We start from the raw sequence: 24,050 nt of genomic DNA, 5'->3' as shown, positions 1-24,050 counted from the left end.
AGGTTATTCTCCCCTAAATCATCATTTACTAAAGTCTTTTCAGCGCCAACTTAATAACCTGCTCTACCGGTGCATCCGGTTCTTCTTTCAATATTGCCAAAACTACCTTTTGTGATGGTGCTTGTGCAAATCCCAACATTGTCAATGCAGCAATGGCTTCTTCCTGCACCTGTGCATTAGCAGCAGATAACATTCCGCCGAGACTTCCTATCGTACTTCCTGCACTTGCTGCACCTGTCTTGATTTTATCTTTCAAATCCACAATCACCCGTTGGGCTGTTTTTAGTCCGATACCTTTCACTGTCTTCAGTAAATTGGCATTTTCAGTACTGATAACATTCACCAGTTCTGCCGGTGAAAGTGCTGAAAGTATCATTCGTGCAGTATTACCCGCCAATGCCCGAAACGGAAATCAGCAACAAGAATAATTCACGCTCTTGTTTATCTGCAAAGCCGTAGAGTACATATGCATCCTCACGTATAGCCTCGTAGATATACAGTTTACACTCTTTTTTGCCTTGGATGGCAGCATACGTATTTAATGAAATATTAACGGCATATCCCAATCCGTTACAGTCGATAACTGCGGTTGCCGGGCTGAGCTCGGCAAGTCCGCCTCTGATGTATTCTATCATAATACTTACTATAACGCGCGCGAGCGAGGAATATTGTGTTTCTTCATTACAGACTCAGAAGAGTTTCGGGGAACTTTTTCCTTTGGAAATTGTTTTAGAGTGATAAGTCATTGAAGGTACATAAGTTTGAAAGAAGTCTTAATAAAGAAAAAACTCTGTGGAACACTGAATCGTTTTGTGGTTAAATTGAATGAAAATGATTACTTTTGTGCCGATAAAATAGAAAACTGATAAATAAATTCAATAAAAGAATGAAAAAAGTAAGAGCAGCCATTGTTGGCTATGGCAATATCGGGCAATACGTGCTCGAAGCGTTGCAAGCGGCTCCCGACTTTGAAATTGCCGGTGTAGTACGCCGAGCCGGAGCTGAAAACCGTCCCGCAGAACTGAGTGAATACCCTGTTGTAAAGAATATTAAGGAATTGGAAGGCGTTGATGTTGCAATTCTTTGTACACCAACCCGCAGTGTAGAGACTTATGCCAAAGAAATCCTTGCACTTGGCATCAATACGGTTGACAGCTTCGATATTCATACCGGTATTGTAGATTTGCGTCGCACACTGTCTGCTTCTGCAAAAGAACACAATGCAGTTTCTATTATTTCTGCAGGTTGGGATCCGGGAAGCGATTCTATCGTACGTACCCTGTTGGAAGCTATTGCTCCGAAAGGAATTACTTATACAAACTTTGGTCCTGGAATGAGTATGGGACATACAGTAGCTGTAAAAGCTATTGATGGTGTAAAGGCAGCTCTTTCCATGACTATTCCTACCGGAACTGGTATTCACCGCCGTATGGTTTATATCGAATTGAAAGACGGTTATGAGTTTGATAAAGTATCTGCTGCCATCAAGGCAGATCCATACTTTGTAAATGACGAGACACATGTGAAATTAGTTCCCAGCGTAGATGCTTTGCTTGATATGGGACATGGTGTAAACCTCACTCGTAAAGGTGTTTCCGGTAAAACTCAGAATCAATTATTTGAGTTCAATATGCGCATTAATAATCCTGCACTTACTGCTCAGGTATTGGTTTGTGTAGCTCGCGCTTCCATGCGTCAACAACCTGGTTGTTACACGATGGTAGAGGTTCCGGTTATTGATCTTTTGCCGGGAGATCGTGAAGAGTGGATCGGACACTTAGTGTAAGAAAATACGATAGATATTTCATATAATAAATAGACCATCTACTCACTTCGAATAGATGGTCTATTTGTTTTTATAAAGTAGAACCTGCGTTAGAACAGGAACCGCAGAATATCATTAAAGTTTGCCCAAAGCAGCAATCCGAATAACAGGAACATACCGACCATTTGCGCACGTTCCATAAACTTATCACTTGGTTTGCGACGAGCCACAATCTCATAAATAAGGAATAGTACATGTCCGCCATCCAGTGCCGGAATAGGCAGAATATTCATGAAGGCGAGGATAATAGAAAGGAATGCTGTCATGTACCAGAACTGATGCCAATCCCATGTAGCAGGGAAGATGCTTCCGATAGTTCCAAAGCCACCCAATTGCTTGGCACCTTCTTTAGAGAAGAGATATTTCATCTGTCCTACATAGCCTTTCAGAGTTTGTACTCCCAATGCTGCACCAGCGGGGAAAGAGGCCAGAAAACTATATTCTTTCTTTACAACCGGCAGTAACTGATTGGTTGCCGTACGTACTACTACACCTATCTCATAGATTGAATCTGTAGCAAAAGTTATAGTATCTATCACTCCGGCACGTGCATAAGTCAATGTGATATAATGAGAAGCTGAATCCGCTTTCTGACGGCGTAACATCTCTTCTTTGAAATCGAAATAAGCAATGTTCTTTCCGTCCAATTGCATAATACTGTCACCCGCTTGCAGGCCGGCAAGGGCAGCAGGACGGTTGGCACAAATACTATCAATAACATACGGATAGCGGAATGAGGCAAAACGTACACTGTCAGCCAGCAGACGCTCCATAAAATTCTCAGGAATATAAACGGATACCTCTTGCCCATCGCGGCGTACTGTTACTTGGCGGGCATCGACAACGCTTGTCAGCATGTCACCACCGTAACGTTCAAAGGGTACACCATCAGCAGATATAAGTACGTCACCGTCACGGAAACCGATAGCTTTTGCCGTTTCGTTGAATTCCATACCCAACGGGGCTTTTTGTACCGGTACGTATTCATCTCCCCAAGTAAAAAGTATCATAGAATAGATGAATAATGCCAATATGAAATTGAACAATACACCACCTACCATGATTAACAACCGTTGCCATGCCGGTTTGGCCCGGAACTCCCACGGTTGCATTGGCTGTTGCATCTGTTCGGTATCCATAGACTCATCTATCATACCTGCTATCTTTACATAACCACCTAACGGCAGCCAACCAATACCATATTCCGTATCACTATTTTTCGGCTTGAACTTGAACAGGGTAAACCAAGGGTCGAAGAACAAACAAAACTTTTCTACCCGTGTCTTGAAAAGACGGGCGAAGAGGAAGTGCCCTCCCTCATGAACGATAACGAGCAACGAAAGGCTCATAATGAGTTGCAGGGCACGAATCAAAAATGTTTCCATCTAATAATTTTTCTATTTTACTATTAACTACTATTTACTATTCTTATTCTCCTCCGAGGAAGAAGGGAGTTGAGATACTCTAATACCTGTACTATTTTTATTTTATCAACTCTTGTGCAATACGGCGTGTCATCGCATCCGTAGCTACATAGTCTTCATATTCCGGTTTTGCCACAAACGATACGATAGACATTGCTTTCTCTATCACATCACTCATGCCGAGGAATGAAATCTCATCCCGCAGGAAAGCGGCAACTACCACTTCATTGGCTGCATTCACGATACAAGGCATATTTCCACCTTTATGCAAAGCTTCGTAAGCCAAAGCCAGATTACGGAAACGGGTAGTATCCGGTTGTTCGAATGTCAGGTTTGTGCACATCTTGAAATCCAACCGGGGAAATGAAGCCTTCAGGCGTTGCGGATAAGAGAATGCATACTGAATAGGCAGACGCATATCCGGCATACCCAGTTGTGCTTTTACTGCACCGTCTTCAAACTGCACCATCGAATGTATAATAGATTGCGGATGTACTACCACTTCAATCTGATCCGGACGTACACCGAATAACCATTTTGCTTCTATCACCTCGAACCCTTTGTTCATCATTGAAGCGGAATCAATCGTAATTTTCGCTCCCATATCCCAATTAGGATGTTTCAGGGCTTGGGCTTTGGTTACCGTAGCCAGTTGTTCCATTGTGCAATTGCGGAACGGACCACCGGATGCCGTAAGGATCACCTTCTCTATCGGATTGCCGAGTTCCCCCGCTAAACATTGGAAAACGGCTGAATGTTCGGAATCTACCGGTAATATAGGTGTACCGGATAGGCGTGCCATATCGTTAATCAGCTCACCTGCCACAACAAGCGTCTCCTTGTTGGCAAGAGCGATGGGTTTACGGGCACGAATAGCATTCATGGTTGGTTTCAGTCCGGCATAACCTACCATCGCAGTCAGTACGATGTCAATTTCCGAGTCTTCCACAATCTGGCAGATAGCATCCGTTCCTGCATATACTTTGATAGGCAGATCGGCGAGGGCTTCTTTCAGTTGGGCATATTTCGTTTCGTTGGCTATAACTACCGCTTCAGGCTTGAATTTCCGAGCCTGGGCAATGAGTTCTTCTACACGGTTGTTGGCGGTCAGCACATACGCTTCGTACTGGTCGGATTGTTCTTCAATCACCTGTAAAGCCTGCGTACCTATGGAGCCGGTAGAACCGAGTATAGCAATTTGTTTTTTCATTTATCTATCACTTAAAATACAATATATTGTTCCGGATTTACCGCCCGTCCTTTGTGCCATAACTCAAAGTGCAGGTGAGGACCGGTTGTCAGTTGTCCGCTGTTTCCTACCAAAGCAATAGCCTCTCCGGCCTGTACAGTGTCTCCTTCACGTTTCAATAAGGAACTGCAATGCTTATATACGGATATAAAGTCTTGATTATGTTGTACTTCTATCACATATCCTGTTTCGGCCGTATAAGTACTCAAGATAACTGTACCATCCAGCGTAGCAAGTACGCTCTCTCCGGGATTGGCGGCGATATCCGTACCGTAATGTTTTCTGTCAGCATCAAATTTGTCTGTAATCATGCCTCGCGTGGGACGATAAAATATCAATCCTTCTATGTCTGGGCGGGCTGTAATGCTTGTCAGATTATACTTTTCTGTTTCTTCATATTGTTTCCGGAACTCCGCTTCCCGCTGTGTGCGTTCCATCAACGAATCTTCGCGTACGGTAGTCAGTGAGTCCATATTGTGCACAGTATCTACCCGTATGGTTCCACTGAAAATATCCTGTATATTCATGATATACAAATTCTGGCGATCTACCAACTGTTGAAGTGAATCTACTCGTAAAGCATTCTCTACCACTTGGGCACGGATTTCACTGTTCATGTATCCCGGCAAGTAGTTGCGCAACGGAGTGAAAGCAATGATAACTGAGGCAACCAGAAACAAAACAGTCAGCACAGAAAGTAATACCGAGATGCCGTTTAACTTGGATACACGGAGACCGACTACTTCTTCGAGTGTATTCTCGTTGATGATAGTCAGCTTATATTTGAATTTGATATTACTCCAGAATGCTTTATGTCGTTTCTTTTTCACCATACGCGCTAATCACTTATCACTCTATCACTAATCACTTGTTTACACTTCCTCTGTTTCATCCAAAGCCAGTAATCCTTCGGGTAAATCCATAGTGATTACTTTGTGCTTTTGGTCAATGTTCTGGATGAATTCTTCTTGTGCAGGAATCAGTAACTCTTCTCCCTGATGATCAACAACAAACAAGGTGTTGATGGTTGCAGTATCCACCTCTGTTACTTCTCCTAGGTCTCCGTGGTTAACTTCTTCCACGCGGAAACCTACGAAGAAATCCCAGGTCAGTTCTCCCGGTCCGGCATCTTCGGCATGTTTGGCGGGAAAATAAACTTCCACGTTGGTGAACATCCGCGCACGTTCTGCCGTGTCTACTCCTTCCAGCTTTACCAATGCAGTGGAGTCGGAGCGGAAACGGTATTCCTCCAGGAAGAAAGGTACGAAAATACCATCCAACAGGCAGATTAGGTATTCAGCTTCCACCCGGTCAAAAATGTCATCGGTGAATGTGAATGACAACTCACCGTGAATGCCGTGCGGTTTGTTGAATACTCCTATCTTATATACATCTTCTCTTTTTATCATCTTATCATCCTACCATTCTTAATCATCTTCTACCATCCCATATCATATTCTCGTAATTCTTGCTCCGATAGCATTCAGGCGTCTTTCGATGTCTTGATACCCCCGGTCTATTTGCTCAATGTTGTGGATACGGCTGCTTCCTTCCGCACTCATGGCGGCAATCAGCAATGCAATACCGGCACGAATATCAGGTGAAGTCATATTTCCGCCTCGCAGACGCATGGCATGGTTATGGCCAATGACAACGGCACGGTGAGGGTCACAAAGAATAATCTGTGCTCCCATATCTATCAGTTTGTCCACGAAGAACAGGCGGCTCTCGAACATCTTCTGATGGATAAGCACGCTGCCTTTTGCCTGAGTGGCAACTACGAGCATTACACTCAGCAAGTCCGGCGTCAGTCCCGGCCAGGGAGCATCGGCAATAGTCATGATAGAACCATCTATGAACGACTCTATCTGATACGTTTCCTGTGCAGGTACATAGATATCGTCTCCCCGTTGTTCCAGTTTGATGCCCAGACGGCGGAAACTTTCAGGGATGATGCCCAAGTTTTCATAAGAAACATTCTTGATGGTGAGCTCACTTTGCGTCATGGCTGCCATACCGATAAAACTGCCGACTTCAATCATATCGGGAAGTATTGTATGTTCGGTACCGTGTAGTTCGTCCACTCCTTCAATGGTCAATAGATTGGAGGCAATGCCTTGTATCTTGGCGCCCATGCGGTTCAGCATCTTGCAAAGTTGTTGCAGATACGGTTCGCAGGCAGCATTGTAAATAGTGGTTGTTCCTTTGGCCAGTACCGCCGCCATCACGATGTTGGCAGTTCCGGTAACCGAAGCTTCGTCCAGTAACATGTAGGTGCCTTTCAGTTCGCAAGCTGAAATCTCATACGCTTCGCGCTCTGCGTTGTACGAAAAATCTGCACCCAGATTCTGTATACCGATAAAGTGAGTATCCAGACGTCTGCGTCCTATCTTGTCCCCACCCGGTTTGGATATCATCGCTTTATGGAAGCGTGCCACCATCGGGCCGATTAACATAACCGAACCTCGCAGACTGGAACATTTCTTCAGGAATTCATCACTCTCCAGATAACTCAAATCCAGCTTTTCTGCTTTGAAACAATACGTATCAAGCCCTTTTCTGGATACCGTAACGCCCATGTCACGCATCAATTGAATGAGATTGTTGACGTCCAGTATGTCCGGAATATTATGTACGGTCACCTCTTCGGCTGTCAGCAGCGTGGCGCAGATAATCTGCAATACCTCGTTTTTTGCGCCTTGCGGATGAATCTCGCCGGATAATCTGTGTCCTCCTTCAATTACGAATGATGCCATAAATTGGGATTTATGACTTATGATTTATAATTTATGATTTATGAACGGATCTGCCGCTTATAAATCATAAATCTGAAATCATAAATCTGTTAGTACTTTCTCTTATTATTCCGGTTATCTCTCCGGTTATTCTGATTGTTTACTTTCGGACGGTAGTTCTGATTGATACGTTCAGCCATCAGTTTGATGATGTCATCCGTCATCTGCAATTTGCCACCCGAATATTCATTAAGATCTTCTGCAATCTTGCGGTCGTCTACCGTATCCTTGTTCCAGGTCATGTAGTCTTTCTTCATATGGTTACAGATCAGGGCAATCAGATTCTGCTTTTCATCTCCTTCGGGGAAGTCAATTGCTTTCTTTATCAATACTTCCAGTGTACGGCCGTAGTGGCGGTAACGAATTTTTGTACTGGGATAGGGGATCACTTCCGGACGGGTATTCAAATTATCTTTGCGGATAATTTCATAAGGATAATCAATGTCCAGTTTGAAGTCGGACATGATAGCCAGATGATCCCATAATTTATGTTTAAAATCGGGTACATCACGCAGATGCGGGAACATATTACCCATGATGTTGATAATGGTGTTTGCGCAACGTTGGCGTTCAGCGCGGTCTTCGATTGTCAACGCGTGGTCAACCATGTTTTGGATGCTGCGTCCGTATTCCGGCAAAGGCATCCGTTTTTGTTGAGTGTTATATTGCATATATTATAAAAGTTTTTTCGGTTGGGAAGCTACAAACTCTTTCAGGTAGAATGGTTCAAAATAAGCTACATCCTTAAAGTCGTTTTCGGCTATTGCTTTTTCAGCAAGTGGGAACATCATTTTTGCCAATGGACGAATATCGTCAATGAAGTGCGCATTGGGATGAGTTATTTTATCTTTGCACTTGGCTGCCCCGTCTCCAAAGAAATAGACGGGATGTTGATCCAGAAATTCCGTATAAGAGTTTTCGTCTACAATGTCAGCGGCTATGTCGCGCACAGGCTTCAGGGCACGGTCGTAGATAGCAGCATATACCTCCATGCGGCGTGCATCAATCATTGGGCATAGCAATGCGTCTTCGGGCAATTCATCATGATAAAGCAATACTGGCACGCATTGTACCTTCAATGTCGGAAGACCGATCAGCGGAATATTACGTCCGTAGCAAACTCCTTTCGCCATAGATACACCGATACGTAGCCCAGTGTAAGAACCCGGTCCACAACTCACCGCTACTGCATCAATCGGCATGGCATGACTGTCGGCAAACGACAGAGCTTCGTCTATAAATACTCCTAGCAGAGCGGCATGAGACGGGCCGTTCAGATCTTCTTTGTTAAATACATTTTGTCCATCTTCACTCACAGCAACGGAGCATGCCGAGGTGGACGTTTCAATATGCAAGATACACGACATAGTCTTTTGTTAGTTTAATTGTGGCAAATTTACAGGTTTATTTTCAGATACACAAGCGAATCCAAAAAGGGTTCGGTATCTTTCTTACGGCATTATTGGCAGGTTTTTAGATTATTTCTATCTTTGCTATCTGATTTTAGGAATAAATACTGAATTCGTTAACATAAAATAACCGGCACAAGGAGGTCGTTGTATCTGTAATTATGATCGTAGCTATTATTATTGTACTTTTTATTTTGGTGGTGATTTCGATGTACAACTCATTGGTGAGAAAGAGAAATCAGATAGAAAATGCTTTTTCCACTATCGATGTCATGTTGAAACGCCGCTTCGATTTGATCCCCAATCTGGTTGCAACCGTTCAGCAATATGCCAAGCATGAAGCTGATACATTTGCTGCAATAACGGAAATGCGCAACAAGACTTATACTTCTCTTAATGACAGCGAAAAGGCGGACTTTGACAAAATGTTTTCTAAAGTGCGTACTCAATTCTTTGCAGTGGCGGAGAACTATCCCGAACTAAAAGCTTCTGAAAATTTCCTGCAATTGCAGCGTTCGCTCAATGAAACGGAAGAACAATTGGCTGCTGCCCGCCGCACTTACAATGCTTCTGTAACCGATTACAATAATGCCGTCCAGACTTTCCCTACAAATCTGTTGGCAGGTATGTTTGGCTTTACAAGAAAAGCGGTGCTGACAATTCCGGAAGCAGAACGTGCAACTCCGGATGTAAAGAACTTATTTAATTCATAAAATAGCCGGCAATGGATTATGTAGATTTTGACTCTCTGGCGCAGAAGCTGGCCCCCACATTGCAAGTTCTGGAAAATAAACGTAAGGAACTCCTGAGGAAAGGGCGTTCGGAGGGTTTGATTTATGCTGCTATTTTTCTGGTAGTAGGAGTGATCGCTTTGTTGATACTTAAATTGGAAGGGATCTTTGGTCCGATAGTTATTGTTGTTATTTCTGTAATCATCTTTATTACTTGTATCAATAATAAGTCGAAAATATTCTCCTCTTTTTATAAAGAAGAAGTGGTAGATGAAATAATCCATGCCTTTTGTCCGAATGCGACTTATTCTCCGAATAATGGAGTGAGTGAGGATCTTTTTAGAAATAGCGGACTGTTTACTTCTCCCGACCGTTATCATGCCGAAGATTTGATAGAAGGATGTCTGGATAAAACCAGCTTTATCTGTTCCGAGGTACATGCTGAAGAGCGCAGAGCTCGTTCTACCAAGAATGGAGTGCAGTATTATTGGGAAGATATTTTCAAAGGATTTCTTTTCATTGCTGACTTTCATAAAGAATTTCAGGGAGAAACGACCGTTTTGCGGGACAGCTTTTTCAAAATTAAGATGGGAGCTTCAAGAGTGAAAATGGAAAATCCCGATTTTGAAAAAGTCTTTGATGTCTTTTCCACGAACCAGATTGAAGCCCGCTATCTGATTACCCCTTCCATGATGGAAAGAATGTTGAAGTTGGACAGCAATTTTAAGAAAGGAATTACCATCAGTTTCCGGAATTCTACGATTCTGGTCGCCATTCCGGATTCAAAGAACCGGTTTGAAGCAGATGTGTGGAGTTCTTTGAGTGATATGAGTATCCTTAAATCGGACTTTGCAGTGCTCCAATCCTTACTGGATATTGTAGATGAACTAAACTTGAACACACGTATTTGGAGTAAAGAGTAAGCGATAAATACATCACTTATTTCTTGAATAATTTTCACTAATGAAAATATTCATGTAATTTTGCGGAAAACTAAAGAATCTTATGATACAATCCATGACCGGATACGGTAAAGCGACCGCTGAACTGTCCGATAAGAAAATCAATGTAGAAATCAAATCGCTCAATAGTAAAGCGATGGATCTGTCAACCCGCATCGCTCCCCTCTACCGGGAAAAAGAAATAGAAATCCGTAACGAAATTGCTAAGGCACTGGAACGTGGTAAAGTGGATTTCAGTCTGTGGATTGATAAAAAAGATGCCTGTGAACTTATTACTCCCATTAATCAGGATGTGGTAGTGGCGTATTACGAACGAATTCGCACTATCTCCGAAACTACCGGTATCCCTGCACCCGAAGACTGGTTCTCTACTTTGCTCCGCATGCCGGACGTGATGACAAAGAACGATATTCAGGAACTGAGCGAGGAAGAATGGAAAGCTGTTCATGCCACTGTGCTTCAAGCTATCCAAAATCTGGTTGATTTCCGTATCCAGGAAGGCGCGGCTTTAGAGAAGAAGTTCCGCGAAAAGATTTCTAATATTGCCAAGTTGCTGACTTCTGTTGATCCGTACGAAAAAGAGCGTGTAGAGAAAATCAAAGAACGCATCACGGATGCTTTGGAAAAGACCATCAGCGTGGACTATGACAAGAACCGTCTGGAGCAGGAACTCATCTATTACATTGAGAAACTGGATATCAACGAAGAAAAACAACGTCTGAGCAACCACTTGAAATACTTCATTAATACTATGGAGGATGGAAGTGGGCAAGGTAAGAAGTTGGGTTTCATAGCTCAGGAAATGGGACGTGAAATCAATACGTTGGGAAGCAAGTCCAATCATGCTGAGATGCAGAAGATTGTAGTGCAGATGAAGGATGAGCTGGAACAAATCAAAGAACAGGTATTGAACGTGATGTAGAGACATTTGCAATGTACAATTTACAATGTACAATTTGCCGTATTGAGGTGTGCGCCGGATTGTGCTTTTCTTTAGATTGTACTTTGCTAAATTGTACCTCTCATCAAGTTTTTCCTTTAATTTGTATTATTGTAATTTACTAAATTGTACATTGTACTTTGCTAAATTGTAAATGTTATGTTGGCTAAACTTATTATATTCTCAGCCCCTTCCGGGTCAGGGAAATCAACCATTATCAACTATTTATTGGGGCAGAACCTGAATCTGGCTTTTTCTTGTTCTGCTACCAGTCGTCCGCCACGCGGAACAGAACAGCATGGAGTGGAGTACTTCTTTCTTTCTCCCGAAGAATTCCGTACCCGCATTGCCAATGACGAGTTTCTAGAATATGAAGAAGTGTATAAAGACCGTTACTACGGTACATTGAAGTCTCAGGTAGAAGCTCAGTTGGCTGCCGGACAAAATGTGGTTTTTGATGTGGACGTTGTAGGTGGCTGCAATATAAAGAAGTTTTATGGCGACCGTGCTCTGTCGGTGTTCATTCAGCCTCCTTCGGTAGAGGAACTTCGTAAACGTCTGGTAGGACGTGGAACGGATGCTCCCGAAGTGATAGAAGCCCGCGTAGCTAAGGCGGAATATGAACTGACGTTTGCCCCTAAATTCGATAAGGTCATTGTAAATGATGACTTGGAGCAGGCTAAGGCAGAAGCTTTGCAGGTAATTACAGAGTTTTTATCGAAATAATAAGGTCTGTCATGTATCAGCCGAAACCTGTTTCTCCTAAACAGAACAAGTCATTGTTGATTCTCAACACACTCCTGGCACTTATATCTTTGGTGTCAGGTCTGATGGCGTTGTATTATAGCCAATGGACAATAGTTCTTGGTATGACATTGGTATTGCTTTCAAGTTGCATCAATGTTTATACTTGCTGGAAACGTATGAAAACAAAAGAATGAAAACGGGTATCTTCAGCGGCTCCTTCAATCCGGTTCACATCGGACATCTTGCCCTTGCCAATTATCTTTGCGAATATGAAGGGCTGGATGAAGTGTGGTTTCTCGTAACCCCGCATAATCCGTTGAAGGAAGAAGATGAATTGATGGATGATACCTTCCGTTTGAAGTTGGCTCAACTTGCCATTGCGGGGTATCCTAAGTTTAAAGCTTCTGATATTGAGTTTAATCTGCCCCGTCCGTCCTATACCATCCATACGCTGGATAAACTGAAAGAAACCTATCCCGACCGGGAATTTCATTTGATTATCGGTTCGGACAACTGGGCGCTTTTTCCCCGCTGGTATCAGTCGGAACGTATTCTTGCCGAAAATCATATTCTTGTATATCCCCGTCCTGGTTATCCGGTTTCTTCCGATTCCCTTTCGGAGAATGTAAAAGTAGCTTCTTCGCCTACTTTTGAAATCAGTTCTACCTTTATTCGCCGGGCGATGGAGGAAGGGAAAGATGTTCGTTACTTCCTCCATCCGGCGGTTTACGAGGCACTCTCATCTGAGTTTCCTCGCTAAATAATGCTACTGTTTGGCATGGAATAATCCTTTGGAATCGATATCCACATCCAACATGTATGAACTGGTAGCCTCTTCTTTCGGCATAATCCGGTCTATTCTGCCCAGATCCTCTTTCGTTAGTTTCACATTTAATGCTTGAATCGTGTCTTTGATTTGTGAGGCTGTTCTTGAACCTACCAGTGCTATGATATCTTCACCTTGCGCCAACACCCAGGCTATGGCAAGTTGTGCCAGGGTAGCTCCTTTTTCAACTGCAATCTGTTTCAGTGCATCGGTGCGGGCAAGATTTGCTTTCATTGTTGCCAATGCTTCTGGAGAAATTCTCTGACCGATAGATTTTAATTTTTCTTCTTGTGAACTTCCGCCAATCAGTCCCGAAAGGAGTACGCCGAAGGCTACAATGCCGACACCTAATTCTCTTGCTGTCGGTAAAAGGTCATCTTCTATATGCCGGTCTGCCAACGAATATCTTACTTCGACCAGACTGATCGGGTGTACTGCATTTGCTCTGCGAAGTATCTCTCCATTCACTTCGGAGATTCCTATATTTTTCACATATCCTTTTGTAGCCAGATCGGATATAGCGCCGATGGTGTCTTCTACGGGTATATGTGGATTGATGCGGGCGGGTTGGTATAAATCCACATAGTCAGTACCTAAACGGCTTAGTGTATAGCGCAGGTAGTTTTCCACAGCTTCCGGGCGGGCATCCATTCCGTACATTCTGCCATCCACACCCTGCATGGCTCCAAACTTTACAGAGATAAAGACATCTTCCCGCTTGCGGGTCTTTAATGCCTCTTTTATCAGCATTTCACTTTGTCCGTTTCCGTAGAAGTCTGCGGTATTCAGGAAATTAACTCCTCCATCCAAAGCTGTATGTATCGTGTTGATACCTTCACTTACGTCTCCCATTCTCATACTTCCCAAGCCTATGCGCGAAAGCATGAAGTTGCTTGTTTTCTCTTTCGATAAGTTTAAATATTCCATATTCCTTAAATATTAAGTTTTTTCTGTGACGCAAAGGTCGGACAGAATAGATGAATTGACAAGGTCATTTTACTACTATAATTAGTCATAATCCGAAACGTATCTGTTTATAATAAGAATAATTATTAAATTTGCATTTTAAAATTAGTCATTTATCAGAATTGTGATGAAAGATACAGTACTTGATTTAAGTTTTCAGGATTATCTTGAAAGAATGAATCCTCAATCCTCCTTTCAGGAGCAGTTGGTGGTTATCTACTTGGACGATTCGGTGACAAAAGAAGATAAGGTTGGGAGGTATCCCATGCAGCTTGAAGCCTCCTCTTTAATATTGGTCGTGTCAGGTGAAATGCAAATTGAAGTGGATTATCTGCCTTATACTCTTAAAAGAAGTACCGTGATGCAGCTACTGGCTGATAATATAATAGGAAATGTATCGTATACTCCCGGTTTCAGAGGATACTTGCTTTTGTTTTCACCGGAACTGAAGCAGGAAATCATGTCATTAACTTCCAGCATACGTTTGCCGGAAGCAGGAAACTTAAAACGTCTATATCCAGAACAGAGTTTGACCGATGATGAATGTGCAATTGTGCTGAATCGGATAGAACGTATAAAGAAGTATATAGCGGACTCGGATCATCTGTATCGGGCCACTGTAATTAAAAATGAGGTGATAAATCTATTGCTCGATATAACCAATAGCCGTTGGAAGAAATATGGAGAAAGAGAAATCTCATTTTCGCGTAATGAAATAATTCGGCAGCGTTTCCACGAATTGCTTTTGGGAAATTGCCGTAAACATCGTGATGTCGGATTTTATGCGCAGGAATTGTGTGTTACTCCGGATTATCTGTCGAAGATAATACGGGAGTGTGACGGGCAATCGGCACTGAAATGGATCACAAATGCCGTGGTGACAGAAGCAAAACTCCTGTTGCGCCGACCGGATATGAATGTCAGTCAGGTAGCTATTGAACTGAATTTTCCGGATCAATCTACATTTGGGAAGTTTTTTAAAAGAAATACAGGTATGGCACCTGCCCGATACAGAGCAGATGCCTTACGGAAAGCGATACACTATACCTGATGTTTTATATAAACCACTGAACGCCCTCCACCTCGCTTGCGGATAATACCTTCTGTCAGAAATTCCTGTAAATCAGAGCTGGCGCATCTGTCCGTTACGCGCGTGAGTCGGGCATATTCGGCGCGTGTGATGCAGACATTTGCTTCCAGAAAGGTCAGCATCATCTGTCTTCTATCTTTTTTGGCAACTGCCGGTTTCTTTGCCGAGGCTTTTTTGTCTATTCTCTCCAGTTCCATTTGATGTCTCACGTACTTTTTGAAGGCTTTGCTGGGGCGGAATTTTACCGTTTCAAAGCGTACGGATTCAGCACGTATGTCCTTTTTCTGTATGGCAGGACGCGTACATTTCAGTGTAGTACTGAAAAATCCCAGTTCATCCAGTTCTACATTGTAACCTTCGGCGAGCCAGTCGCCCAGTGCATTGCTGATGGCTTGCATAATTCCCACGACCATGGCGTGTGGCATGTGCTGTTCTTTCATTAACCGCTCCTGAAACTCCTTTGCAGTGATAGTGCCTTTGGAGCGGACGCGTGCATGGAGTGGTTTCTTCTTACCTTCGCCACTGGGGTCCGGTGTTTCGTAAAGGTCATAATAAGTACTCATATATACATTGTTTTTAAGAGGTTTCTGTTTTCGTAGAAACAAATTGGTACTGGAACTGCGAGAGGTTAATGTCGGATGTGTTACAGACTAATATCGTTTATACTAAAAAGTATTCTTACTACAAATATAGAAGTTTTTTACAACAGTTATGTTATTTTCTTACTATAGTTATATATTTTTCTTACAATAATTGTTGTAAGAATAGTTTTTAGGTAATGAAAGATTAATTTCTTGCGATGCCGGGATTAGTTCTTAGACTCTTTGATTTTAGTTTTATATAGGTTGTGGTTTTTTGTTATTGCTGGCCACTTTCCTTCGTTTTCTGTTCTATTCTGTTTACCTTTGCAGGAAGATTAAGCCGGAACACACTAAAGACAACATTTACTATAATTTATCAAATTGAGGATGGCGAAAAGGTAATAAACCAAGTGAGTATATGAAACCCAAAAAGAACAGAATATTTTGCCGCGATTGCAATAAATATAAAACGCTATTTGAGTCAGAGTCAAAAGCAGATAATTTTATTAAATTCAATCATGAAGAGATAGAAGCGTGTAGTGGTCATGCCCCTAACCGGAGTTATTATTGTCGTTCGTGCGTTGGTTGGCATGTTACCAGTAAGAAGGAATATGATGATAGGCTACCTTCTTTAACTGATAAAGTTCTTGACGCTTATAAGGCAACTCTTCCAATGAAGTTGCTCTCCGGTGATAGAGCGTTACTGAGACGGGCTGATGAAATAATGGCTGATATTGCAAAGTTGATAAAAGAGAAAAATCCCGAGCAATGCGTTTCTCTTTTCCAAGAAGTATATAGCATATTTCAGCGTATTCCTGATACGGATGATATCATTAAATATAAGCAAAGTCTATTTTTACGTTATAGAAAGCTGATAACTAAAATAGATCGTGGAATGTTGGATACATTTATTATTCCAGTAAGCGCAATGCAAAGTTTAGCTGCAGAATCTAACTTGAAAGAGCTTAAGATGCAATATGATATGGGAAACTATGAGGTTGCTAATGAACTTTTGCAAGATGTTCGGAATGCTGTGGCTAATGTTGTTGATGAACAGTATAAGAAAGAATTGAATAAACGTATCAAGATAATCGGAACAAAGAATAATCTTAGGATGGGCATTGAGGCTATAGAGCAGATGCAAAATCCGGACAAAAACATTTTGTTTGAAGAAATTGAAGAAAATTTCATTAAAATAGACTTGTCGTATGTGTATGGAGAGTATCATGAATGTGTGAAATTGATACAATATGTAAAAAGGATATATGATGTGGTATTGACTATAGAAGGTTCTGAAGCAAGAAAGAAAAAGATAGAGGACCGGTTACATAAATTCGTAGAATCAGTATCTATTGCATTGAAAGCTCTTTGAATGGGAGATCTCTCTTGTATGACCTTTTTCCTGTTTGCGGCTTTATATAAAGCGTGTTTCCAACATTTGAATTATAAAGAAAAATCCCCTTCACACCATACAGTATGAAGGGGATTCCCATATATAACAACTATAGCTTCTTACACAATACCTTGTGCCATCATGGCCTTGGCTACCTTCATGAATCCGGCAACGTTAGCACCCTTCACGTAGTTCACATAACCGTCAGCTTCAGTACCATACTGTACGCAAGCTTCGTGAATGTTCTTCATGATGCTCTTCAATTTCTCGTCTACTTCTTCTGCGCTCCAGCTCAGTTTGATAGAGTTCTGAGTCATTTCCAGACCGGATACTGATACACCACCTGCATTGGCTGCCTTACCTGGAGCATACAGAATCTTAGCATCCTGGAATACTTTGATAGCTTCCGGAGTAGAAGGCATATTAGCACCTTCGGATACTGCCATTACACCATTGGCAACTAATTGGCGAGCGTGGTCACCGTTCAGTTCGTTCTGAGTTGCAGAAGGTAGAGCGATGTCAGCTTTTTCACCCCAAGGCTTAGCTCCTTCTACATATTTCACACCAGGATATTGTTCTGCATACTCGCGGATACGTCCACGGTAGAGATTCTTCAATTCCATGATGTAGTCCAGTTTTTCGCGGTCGATACCTGCCGGGTCGTAAACATAACCGTCAGAGTCAGACATGGTGAGTACTTTACCACCCAGTTCCAATACTTTTTCAGCAGTATATTGAGCTACGTTACCAGAACCGGAGATCAGGCAAGTCTTGCCTTTTAGGTCAGTACCTTTAGATTTCAGCATTTCCATCAGAAAGTAGATGTTACCGTAACCTGTAGCCTCAGGACGAATCAGTGAACCACCGAATTCGCGACCTTTACCAGTGAATGTACCTGTGAATTCATGAGTCAGCTTCTTGTACATACCGAACATGAAACCTACTTCACGACCACCTACACCGATGTCACCAGCAGGAACGTCAGTCTCAGGACCAATATGACGCCACAGTTCCAGCATGAATGCTTGTACGAAACGCATTACTTCAGCATTAGACTTGCCACGCGGAGAGAAGTCGGAACCACCTTTACCACCACCCATAGGCAGAGTAGTCAGAGAGTTTTTGAAGGTTTGTTCGAATGCGAGGAACTTCAGGATTGAGAGGTTCACAGATGCGTGGAAACGGATACCACCTTTGTACGGACCGATAGCGTTGTTGTGTTGAACGCGATAACCCATGTTTGTCTGGATGTTACCCTTATCGTCCATCCAAGTCACGCGGAATTGATAAACACGATCGGGGATGCAAAGACGCTCAATTAGATTGACTTTGTCAAATTCCGGGTGTTTGTTGTACTCTTCTTCAATTGTAGAAAGTACTTCTTCCACTGCTTGATGATACTCTGGTTCGTTGGGGAACCGTCTTTTCAAATCTTCTAATACCTTAGCTGCATTCATAATCTATTTCTTTTATTGGTTGCTACTAAATATAATTGTCTTAACAAAGTATTCTTTAGATTGTTTTTTCTCTGTTGCGGTTGCAAAAGTACACATAAAAATGAGACAAACAAACAATTTATAAAGAAAATGCGGGATAAAACAACAAAAATATTGTTTTATCCCGCAAAAAGGAATAAAAAGATATTATTTATCCTCTCTTTAATGATTTTATTACCGGAATGAATACTAACGCTGCCGAAATGACAAGTGTCATAATGACTGGACCGTCAATTCGTTCGGCAGTTGTTAGAACTATGTAGCAAAGTGCTGCCCAAAGCAGTACAATGCAAACACTTTGTGATTTCGATAACGGGCGTCTCATTTACCAGCTTTCTTTTTATCCACGATGGCGTCGATGACTGCTACTGCGGTGATGTTCACAATGTCGCGTACGGAGCTTTCGAAGTCGGTGAAGTGGATAGGCTTGTTCAGTCCCATTTGTATCGGGCCGATTAGCTCCATTTCCGTATTCATAGCTTGCAACAGTTTGTATGCAGAGTTGGCAGAGCTGAGGTTCGGGAATACAAGGGTATTCACGTCTTTACCTTTCAGACGGGTGAATGGATACTTGGCGTCACGCATCTTGCGGTCCATGGCAAAGTTCACCTGCATTTCACCGTCAATGGCAAGATCAGGATAGTTCTGCTGCATATATTCCACGGCTTCGTGTACACTTACCGGACTACCTTCGGTGTCTGCACCGAAGTTGGAGTAACTCAACATGGCCATTACCGGAGTATGGTTGAAGAAACGTACGGTATGCTCTGACAGTTTGGCTATGTCAATCAATGTTTCGGCATTGGGATGACGGTTGATTAGTGTATCAGCCAGGAAGTAGGTACCTTTCTTGGAGTTCAGGATGTGCATCGTACCGAAATGCTTGTATTGCGGTTGTATGCCGATAACTTCTTTGGCAACTTTGATCGTATTGCTGTATTTGGTATAAAGACCGGTGATGAATGCATCTGCATCGCCTGTTTCCACCATCATCATACCGAAGTAGTTGCGTTCGAACATCTTATCGTTGGCTTCCTCATAGGTGGCACCTTGGCGAGCACGCTTTTCGGAAAGAATGCGGGCGTAGCGTTCACGGCGTGAGGCTTCGTTCGGATGGCGCAGGTTGACGATTTCGATGCCTTCCAGGCTGAGGTCGAGTTCTTTTGCCAGTTTTTCGATGGTTTCATCGTTACCTAATACAATCGGATGACAGATACCTTCGGCTTTGGCTTCTACAGCGGCTTTCAGCATATTGGGGTGAGAACCTTCGGCAAATACCACGCGTTGCGGATTGCGACGGGCGGTGTCGTAAAGCTGGCGAGTCAGTTTGCTTTCGTAACCCATCAGTTCGCGGAGCTGTACGCAGTAAGCATCCCAGTCCTCGATATCTTTACGGGCTACACCGCTTTCCATAGCAGCCTTGGCTACGGCGCAGGAAACTTCAGTGATAAGACGCGGGTCAACCGGTTTCGGGATGAAGTATTCCGGACCGAAACTAAAGTTGTTAACATGATAAGCCTCGTTCACAACATCGGGTACAGGCTGTTTTGCCAGGTTGGCAATGGCATGTACGGCGGCAATCTTCATTTCTTCGTTGATGGCTTTGGCCTGAGTATCCAAGGCACCGCGGAAGATATAGGGGAAACCGATTACATTATTAATCTGGTTCGGATAGTCCGACCGTCCGGTTGCCATCAGTACATCGGGACGTGCTGACATGGCATCTTCGTAAGAGATTTCCGGTGTAGGGTTAGCCAATGCGAAAACGATAGGAGACGGAGCCATGCTGCGTACCATGTCCTGCGACAGAACGTTTCCTTTGGATAATCCCAGGAATACGTCAGCACCTTTGATGGCTTCTTCCAGTGTGTGGATATCTGTGCGACCAGTAGCGAAGTAGCGTTTCTGTTCGTTGAGATCGGTACGTGCTTTGCTGATTACACCTTTACTATCCAGCATCACGATGTTTTCCAGGCGGGCACCCAGTGAAACATACAGTTTTGTACAAGATACGGCAGATGCACCGGCACCATTCACAACGATTTTTACATCTTCGATTTTCTTGCCTGCTACCTGCAAAGCGTTCACAAGTCCGGCACTGGAGATGATGGCCGTACCATGCTGGTCATCGTGCATCACAGGGATATCGAGCTCTTCTTTCAGGCGACGCTCTATTTCGAAGCACTCAGGTGCTTTGATATCTTCCAGGTTGATACCACCGAAGGTAGGAGCAATGGCCTTTACTGCTTCGATGAATTTTTCGGGATCTTTTTCGTTTACTTCAATATCGAATACGTCGATGCCGGCATAAATCTTGAACAGAAGTCCTTTACCTTCCATTACGGGCTTACCGCTCAACGCACCTATGTCGCCAAGACCGAGTACGGCAGTACCGTTGGAGATTACAGCAACCAAGTTTCCTTTCGCTGTATATTTATAAGCATCCTGCGGATTCTTTTCTATTTCGAGGCACGGCTCCGCCACACCGGGAGAGTAAGCAAGTGAAAGATCGGTTTGGGTACTGTAGGGCTTGGTAGGCACTACTTCTATCTTACCTGGTTTGCCTTGTGAGTGATACAGCAAGGCAGCTTCTTTAGTTATCTTAGCCATGGTAGTTGATTATGAGTTGTTAGTTAAAAGTTATAATTTTGCCGCAAAGGTAGGAATAAATGTGATAAAGTGTAAGTCTGTGTGCAATAAAAACTATTAAATAGTACTTAATCTGTCGGAAGTCAAAGCAAGGATGAGGGTGGAAACAAACAATAAGGCGAAGGACTGGAAAGTCTCTCGCCTTATTGTTTATAAAATAGTCTGAGTATAGACTGCTTTAAATGCCTCTACCTGTGAAAATACAGCAGTAGATGGTTTTTCTTTTATTCCGTAGCCGCTTCTCCTTCAGCTTCCGGAGCCTTATCTATCAACTCCAGGAACTGGTCGAGTCGAGGTGTAACAATGATTTGTGTACGGCGGTTGCGCTGTTTGCCCAGTTCGGAATCATTGTCTGTGATAGGATTGTACTCGCCACGTCCGGCAGCAGAAAGGCGTTTAGGGTCAACGCCATATTTATTCTGCAATTCTTGTACTACAGATGAGGCACGCAGGGCACTCAAATCCCAGTTATTGCGGATATTGGTACGTGAGATGGGTACGTTGTCCGTATTACCCTCTACCAGTACTTCGTAATCTTTGTAGTCGGTGATAATCTTGGCAATCTTGCTCAACGTTTCGCCGGCACGTTCGTTGATTTCGTAACTGCCGCTCTTGTAGAGCATATTGTCTGCTAAAGAGATGTAAACCACACCTTTCAGTACTTTCACATCTACTTCTTTCAATTCCTCGCGGCTCAGGGAGCGGGTCAGATTGTTGGTTAGCATAACGTTCAGTGAGTCTGATTTACTCTTGGCATCCACTAATTGCTTGATGTAGCGGTTGGAGGCATTGATTTCATCTACGAGTTTGGAGATGTTGATATTCCCTTGCGAGTTCTGCTGGAGGCTCTTGTCGAGCGATCCTTGCAGGGTAGCGTAACTGTTACGCAATTCCTGATTATTTTTTCGGGCTTCGCTTAGGCGATCCTCCAAACTTTTAGATTGTGTGCGGTATTCGGCAAGCTGGATTTGTGCGTCCTGATAGGACTTGTCGAGAGCAGACTTTTCGTCTTTCAGTTTGTTATAATCTGTTTGAAGATTCACAAATTCCTTCTTGGTCACACATCCCGTCAGGAATAGAGTTGCGACCAACAGAAAGGATGCAGCTAATTTTGTACGTTTCATAAATCTTTCTTTATTAAATGTTTACTGGGCGCAAAGATAAGAAAATCCCCGTACTCCGGTTGCGGAGACGGGGATATATTATTTGTTTTATAGGTACTTTATGAAATTATGCGTTCAGAGCCTGCTCAATATCTGCGATGATATCGTCTGCATTCTCAATGCCTACAGAGAAACGAATCAAGTCGGGACGTACTCCGGCTTCCAGTAATTGTTCGTCCGACAATTGGCGGTGTGTATGGCTGGCCGGATGCAGCACGCAGGTACGAGCATCGGCAACGTGGGTCACGATGGCAGCCAACTTTAGTGAGTCCATGAACTTGATAGAAATCTCGCGCCCCCCTTTCAATCCGAAGGAGATAACACCGCAAGAACCGTTCGGCATATACTTCTGTGCCAACTCATAGTATTTATTGTCGGGAAGACCGCAATAGTTCACCCAAGCTACTTTGTCATTTTTAGAAAGATATTCGGCAACTGCCTGTGCATTTTTACAGTGTTGCGGCATACGCAGGTGCAGAGTTTCCAGACCGAGATTCAGCAGGAAAGAGTTCTGCGGAGACTGGATGCTGCCGAGGTCACGCATCAACTGGGCAGTAGCCTTAGTGATATAAGCCATCTTACCGAAAGCTTTTGTATAAGTCAGTCCGTGGTATGACTCATCCGGTGTGCACAATCCGGGGAATTTGTCAGCGTGTGCATCCCAGTCGAACTTGCCGCTGTCTACAATACAACCACCTACGCTGGTGGCATGACCATCCATATATTTGGTCGTAGAGTGTACTACGATATCAGCACCCCATTCAAACGGGCGGCAGTTGATAGGAGTCGGGAACGTATTGTCTACAATCAAAGGTACACCGTGACTATGGGCAATGCGGGCAAATTTTTCAATATCCAATACTTCCAGTGACGGGTTGGAAATGGTTTCACCGAACAATGCTTTCGTATTCGGGCGGAAAGCTGCGGAGATTTCTTCTTCGCTGGCATCCGGACTAACGAAAGTAACTTCGATACCCAATTTCTTCATAGTCACCCCGAAGAGATTGAATGTACCACCATAGATAGCGGACGAACAAACGAAGTGATCGCCTGCCTGGCAGATATTAAATATAGCATAGAAATTGGCAGCTTGTCCGCTGGACGTCAGCATGCCGGCAACACCGCCTTCAAGAGCTGCTATCTTGGCGGCAACAGCGTCGTTGGTAGGATTTTGCAGGCGAGTATAGAAATAACCGCTCTCTTCAAGATCAAAGAGACGTGCCATTTGCTCGCTGGTTTCATATTTGAAAGTGGTACTTTGATAAATGGGGAGTACACGGGGTTCGCCCTTCTTAGGAGTCCATCCTGCCTGTACGCAGAGGGTTTCCGGTTTAAATTGCTTTGCCATAATGCTATCAGTTTTTATAGTTTTTTATCAATTAACGCATTTGTGGACGCAAAAGTAGAGAAAATAATTGTATTTTTGTCCGCAAGATGAATAAATGGAAAATGAAACAGTTATTTTGCTTTCTTATTTTGCTTTTTTGCATGTCATTCTCTTACGAAGCGTTGGCCCAGGAAGAGCGGGCTACGCCGAAAAGCGGTGAGGGGATATCTGGTTTTCTACAGCGTAACGGGCGTACCGGAAAAGCGTACTATCAGGAGTTCCTGGAACTGAATAAGAAACAATTGCGAGGTAAAGAGGAATTGCGGTTGGGAGTGAAATATTTGCTTCCACCTCTGAAAAAGGGGAGTGGCAATACGGCTGCTTCATCCAATTCATCTGCTTCAAACTCTTCTGCTTCAAATTCTTCTGCCCGTTCTGGCAACAAAACGATTCGTGAACCTCTTTTCGGAAAAAGTC

24 protein-coding genes and 1 pseudogene are annotated in these 24,050 nt (G+C 43.3%); 10 read left to right on the top strand and 15 right to left on the bottom strand.

The window, feature by feature from the left end; translation table 11 throughout:
• Positions 1-28 precede the first annotated feature (28 nt).
• Both ruvA (BACCELL_RS27855) and ruvA (BACCELL_RS27850) read right to left on the bottom strand, forming a co-directional pair.
• On the bottom strand, positions 29-376 hold the full coding sequence (ruvA, locus tag BACCELL_RS27855) for a Holliday junction branch migration protein RuvA (RefSeq protein WP_007214910.1): 348 nt from the start codon (positions 374-376) through the stop codon (positions 29-31).
• A 10-nt stretch (positions 377-386) separates the two neighbouring features.
• Positions 387-635 carry a Holliday junction branch migration protein RuvA gene (gene ruvA, locus BACCELL_RS27850; RefSeq protein ID WP_007214909.1) on the bottom strand — a complete coding sequence of 83 codons (249 nt, stop codon included), beginning with the start codon at positions 633-635 and terminating at the stop codon, positions 387-389.
• A 251-nt stretch (positions 636-886) separates the two neighbouring features.
• Between ruvA (BACCELL_RS27850) and BACCELL_RS24750 the strand changes: the two genes are divergently transcribed.
• Positions 887-1,786, top strand: coding sequence for a diaminopimelate dehydrogenase (locus tag BACCELL_RS24750; RefSeq protein WP_007214908.1), 900 nt, complete (start codon positions 887-889; stop codon positions 1,784-1,786).
• Between the two features lie 89 nt (positions 1,787-1,875).
• On the opposite strand, the gene rseP is transcribed toward BACCELL_RS24750, so the two are convergent.
• The 7 genes from rseP to tsaB all read right to left on the bottom strand — a co-directional run bounded on the left by rseP (position 1,876) and on the right by tsaB (position 8,660).
• On the bottom strand, positions 1,876-3,210 hold the full coding sequence (gene rseP, locus BACCELL_RS24745) for an RIP metalloprotease RseP (RefSeq protein ID WP_007214907.1): 1,335 nt from the start codon (positions 3,208-3,210) through the stop codon (positions 1,876-1,878).
• A gap of 97 nt (positions 3,211-3,307) precedes the next feature.
• A complete protein-coding gene (locus BACCELL_RS24740) occupies positions 3,308-4,459 on the bottom strand; it encodes a 1-deoxy-D-xylulose-5-phosphate reductoisomerase (RefSeq protein WP_007214906.1) in 1,152 nt (383 codons plus the stop codon).
• 11 nt (positions 4,460-4,470) lie between these two features.
• On the bottom strand, positions 4,471-5,331 hold the full coding sequence (locus BACCELL_RS24735) for a M23 family metallopeptidase (RefSeq protein WP_007214905.1): 861 nt from the start codon (positions 5,329-5,331) through the stop codon (positions 4,471-4,473).
• 39 nt (positions 5,332-5,370) lie between these two features.
• The gene (gene rimM / locus BACCELL_RS24730; protein WP_007214904.1) at positions 5,371-5,907 is read right to left on the bottom strand and encodes a ribosome maturation factor RimM; all 537 of its coding nucleotides are present in this window, start codon (positions 5,905-5,907) and stop codon (positions 5,371-5,373) included.
• Positions 5,908-5,949: 42 nt separating this feature from the next.
• A complete protein-coding gene (gene murA / locus BACCELL_RS24725; protein ID WP_007214903.1) occupies positions 5,950-7,254 on the bottom strand; it encodes a UDP-N-acetylglucosamine 1-carboxyvinyltransferase in 1,305 nt (434 codons plus the stop codon).
• Positions 7,255-7,343: 89 nt separating this feature from the next.
• Positions 7,344-7,964 (bottom strand): DUF4290 domain-containing protein, encoded by a 621-nt coding sequence (locus BACCELL_RS24720; RefSeq protein ID WP_007214902.1) that lies wholly within the window; start codon positions 7,962-7,964, stop codon positions 7,344-7,346.
• A 3-nt stretch (positions 7,965-7,967) separates the two neighbouring features.
• Entirely contained in the window at positions 7,968-8,660 is a 693-nt protein-coding gene (tsaB, locus tag BACCELL_RS24715) for a tRNA (adenosine(37)-N6)-threonylcarbamoyltransferase complex dimerization subunit type 1 TsaB (protein WP_022210863.1), read from the bottom strand.
• A 203-nt stretch (positions 8,661-8,863) separates the two neighbouring features.
• On the opposite strand from tsaB, the gene BACCELL_RS24710 reads away from it, so the two are divergent.
• The 6 genes from BACCELL_RS24710 (at position 8,864) to nadD (ending at position 12,842) form a co-directional block, all read left to right on the top strand.
• A complete protein-coding gene (locus BACCELL_RS24710; protein WP_007214900.1) occupies positions 8,864-9,415 on the top strand; it encodes a LemA family protein in 552 nt (183 codons plus the stop codon).
• Positions 9,416-9,426: 11 nt separating this feature from the next.
• Complete coding sequence (locus BACCELL_RS24705) at positions 9,427-10,356, top strand: DUF3137 domain-containing protein (protein ID WP_007214899.1); 930 nt, start codon at positions 9,427-9,429, stop codon at positions 10,354-10,356.
• A gap of 82 nt (positions 10,357-10,438) precedes the next feature.
• Complete coding sequence (locus tag BACCELL_RS24700; protein ID WP_007214898.1) at positions 10,439-11,317, top strand: YicC/YloC family endoribonuclease; 879 nt, start codon at positions 10,439-10,441, stop codon at positions 11,315-11,317.
• A gap of 177 nt (positions 11,318-11,494) precedes the next feature.
• On the top strand, positions 11,495-12,061 hold the full coding sequence (gene gmk, locus BACCELL_RS24695; protein WP_007214897.1) for a guanylate kinase: 567 nt from the start codon (positions 11,495-11,497) through the stop codon (positions 12,059-12,061).
• Positions 12,062-12,072: 11 nt separating this feature from the next.
• Positions 12,073-12,276 (top strand): hypothetical protein, encoded by a 204-nt coding sequence (locus tag BACCELL_RS24690; protein WP_022210860.1) that lies wholly within the window; start codon positions 12,073-12,075, stop codon positions 12,274-12,276.
• Positions 12,273-12,842 (top strand): nicotinate (nicotinamide) nucleotide adenylyltransferase, encoded by a 570-nt coding sequence (gene nadD, locus BACCELL_RS24685; protein WP_022210859.1) that lies wholly within the window; start codon positions 12,273-12,275, stop codon positions 12,840-12,842. Before BACCELL_RS24690 ends, nadD begins: the two co-directional genes overlap by 4 nt.
• 6 nt (positions 12,843-12,848) lie before the next feature.
• Here the strand turns inward: nadD and BACCELL_RS24680 are convergent, their stop codons facing one another.
• Complete coding sequence (locus BACCELL_RS24680; protein ID WP_007214895.1) at positions 12,849-13,835, bottom strand: aldo/keto reductase; 987 nt, start codon at positions 13,833-13,835, stop codon at positions 12,849-12,851.
• Between the two features lie 166 nt (positions 13,836-14,001).
• Between BACCELL_RS24680 and BACCELL_RS24675 the strand changes: the two genes are divergently transcribed.
• Complete coding sequence (locus BACCELL_RS24675) at positions 14,002-14,925, top strand: helix-turn-helix domain-containing protein (RefSeq protein WP_007214894.1); 924 nt, start codon at positions 14,002-14,004, stop codon at positions 14,923-14,925.
• Here BACCELL_RS24675 and BACCELL_RS24670 read toward each other — a convergent pair.
• Positions 14,916-15,527 carry an HU family DNA-binding protein gene (locus BACCELL_RS24670; RefSeq protein ID WP_007214893.1) on the bottom strand — a complete coding sequence of 204 codons (612 nt, stop codon included), beginning with the start codon at positions 15,525-15,527 and terminating at the stop codon, positions 14,916-14,918. The two genes, BACCELL_RS24675 and BACCELL_RS24670, sit on opposite strands and share 10 nt — an antisense overlap.
• A 436-nt stretch (positions 15,528-15,963) precedes the next feature.
• Here BACCELL_RS24670 and BACCELL_RS24665 point away from each other — a divergent pair, with 436 nt between their 5' ends.
• On the top strand, positions 15,964-16,917 hold the full coding sequence (locus BACCELL_RS24665; RefSeq protein ID WP_007214892.1) for a hypothetical protein: 954 nt from the start codon (positions 15,964-15,966) through the stop codon (positions 16,915-16,917).
• Positions 16,918-17,057: 140 nt separating this feature from the next.
• Here the strand turns inward: BACCELL_RS24665 and BACCELL_RS24660 are convergent, their stop codons facing one another.
• The 4 genes from BACCELL_RS24660 to BACCELL_RS24645 all read right to left on the bottom strand — a co-directional run bounded on the left by BACCELL_RS24660 (position 17,058) and on the right by BACCELL_RS24645 (position 23,594).
• Positions 17,058-18,395, bottom strand: coding sequence for an NADP-specific glutamate dehydrogenase (locus tag BACCELL_RS24660; RefSeq protein ID WP_007214891.1), 1,338 nt, complete (start codon positions 18,393-18,395; stop codon positions 17,058-17,060).
• A gap of 360 nt (positions 18,396-18,755) precedes the next feature.
• Complete coding sequence (locus BACCELL_RS24655) at positions 18,756-21,044, bottom strand: NADP-dependent malic enzyme (protein ID WP_007214889.1); 2,289 nt, start codon at positions 21,042-21,044, stop codon at positions 18,756-18,758.
• Positions 21,045-21,307: 263 nt separating this feature from the next.
• On the bottom strand, positions 21,308-22,207 hold the full coding sequence (locus tag BACCELL_RS24650; RefSeq protein ID WP_007214888.1) for an OmpA/MotB family protein: 900 nt from the start codon (positions 22,205-22,207) through the stop codon (positions 21,308-21,310).
• 106 nt (positions 22,208-22,313) lie between these two features.
• Positions 22,314-23,594, bottom strand: coding sequence for an O-acetylhomoserine aminocarboxypropyltransferase/cysteine synthase family protein (locus BACCELL_RS24645; protein ID WP_007214887.1), 1,281 nt, complete (start codon positions 23,592-23,594; stop codon positions 22,314-22,316).
• A gap of 101 nt (positions 23,595-23,695) precedes the next feature.
• Here BACCELL_RS24645 and BACCELL_RS27055 point away from each other — a divergent pair.
• Positions 23,696-24,050 (top strand): annotated as a pseudogene (locus tag BACCELL_RS27055) (N-acetylmuramoyl-L-alanine amidase); the annotation flags it as partial.

It is taken from the genome of Bacteroides cellulosilyticus DSM 14838, from assembly GCF_000158035.1.
GTDB classification, from domain to species: Bacteria; Bacteroidota; Bacteroidia; order Bacteroidales; family Bacteroidaceae; genus Bacteroides; species Bacteroides cellulosilyticus.
Note: the sequence above shows the minus strand (reverse complement) of the source record. Positions and strands in the feature narration are given on the sequence as shown.

Bases quoted from the DNA above. Each gene is read 5' to 3' on its own strand.
- ruvA (WP_007214910.1), bottom strand. From the start codon at position 376: ATGATACTTTCAGCACTTTCACCGGCAGAACTGGTGAATGTTATCAGT.
- ruvA (WP_007214909.1), bottom strand. From the start codon at position 635: ATGATAGAATACATCAGAGGCGGACTTGCCGAGCTCAGCCCGGCAACC.
- BACCELL_RS24750 (WP_007214908.1), top strand. From the start codon at position 887: ATGAAAAAAGTAAGAGCAGCCATTGTTGGCTATGGCAATATCGGGCAA.
- rseP (WP_007214907.1), bottom strand. From the start codon at position 3,210: ATGGAAACATTTTTGATTCGTGCCCTGCAACTCATTATGAGCCTTTCG.
- BACCELL_RS24740 (WP_007214906.1), bottom strand. From the start codon at position 4,459: ATGAAAAAACAAATTGCTATACTCGGTTCTACCGGCTCCATAGGTACG.
- BACCELL_RS24735 (WP_007214905.1), bottom strand. From the start codon at position 5,331: ATGGTGAAAAAGAAACGACATAAAGCATTCTGGAGTAATATCAAATTC.
- rimM (WP_007214904.1), bottom strand. From the start codon at position 5,907: ATGATAAAAAGAGAAGATGTATATAAGATAGGAGTATTCAACAAACCG.
- murA (WP_007214903.1), bottom strand. From the start codon at position 7,254: ATGGCATCATTCGTAATTGAAGGAGGACACAGATTATCCGGCGAGATT.
- BACCELL_RS24720 (WP_007214902.1), bottom strand. From the start codon at position 7,964: ATGCAATATAACACTCAACAAAAACGGATGCCTTTGCCGGAATACGGA.
- tsaB (WP_022210863.1), bottom strand. From the start codon at position 8,660: ATGTCGTGTATCTTGCATATTGAAACGTCCACCTCGGCATGCTCCGTT.
- BACCELL_RS24710 (WP_007214900.1), top strand. From the start codon at position 8,864: ATGATCGTAGCTATTATTATTGTACTTTTTATTTTGGTGGTGATTTCG.
- BACCELL_RS24705 (WP_007214899.1), top strand. From the start codon at position 9,427: ATGGATTATGTAGATTTTGACTCTCTGGCGCAGAAGCTGGCCCCCACA.
- BACCELL_RS24700 (WP_007214898.1), top strand. From the start codon at position 10,439: ATGATACAATCCATGACCGGATACGGTAAAGCGACCGCTGAACTGTCC.
- gmk (WP_007214897.1), top strand. From the start codon at position 11,495: ATGTTGGCTAAACTTATTATATTCTCAGCCCCTTCCGGGTCAGGGAAA.
- BACCELL_RS24690 (WP_022210860.1), top strand. From the start codon at position 12,073: ATGTATCAGCCGAAACCTGTTTCTCCTAAACAGAACAAGTCATTGTTG.
- nadD (WP_022210859.1), top strand. From the start codon at position 12,273: ATGAAAACGGGTATCTTCAGCGGCTCCTTCAATCCGGTTCACATCGGA.
- BACCELL_RS24680 (WP_007214895.1), bottom strand. From the start codon at position 13,835: ATGGAATATTTAAACTTATCGAAAGAGAAAACAAGCAACTTCATGCTT.
- BACCELL_RS24675 (WP_007214894.1), top strand. From the start codon at position 14,002: ATGAAAGATACAGTACTTGATTTAAGTTTTCAGGATTATCTTGAAAGA.
- BACCELL_RS24670 (WP_007214893.1), bottom strand. From the start codon at position 15,527: ATGAGTACTTATTATGACCTTTACGAAACACCGGACCCCAGTGGCGAA.
- BACCELL_RS24665 (WP_007214892.1), top strand. From the start codon at position 15,964: ATGAAACCCAAAAAGAACAGAATATTTTGCCGCGATTGCAATAAATAT.
- BACCELL_RS24660 (WP_007214891.1), bottom strand. From the start codon at position 18,395: ATGAATGCAGCTAAGGTATTAGAAGATTTGAAAAGACGGTTCCCCAAC.
- BACCELL_RS24655 (WP_007214889.1), bottom strand. From the start codon at position 21,044: ATGGCTAAGATAACTAAAGAAGCTGCCTTGCTGTATCACTCACAAGGC.
- BACCELL_RS24650 (WP_007214888.1), bottom strand. From the start codon at position 22,207: ATGAAACGTACAAAATTAGCTGCATCCTTTCTGTTGGTCGCAACTCTA.
- BACCELL_RS24645 (WP_007214887.1), bottom strand. From the start codon at position 23,594: ATGGCAAAGCAATTTAAACCGGAAACCCTCTGCGTACAGGCAGGATGG.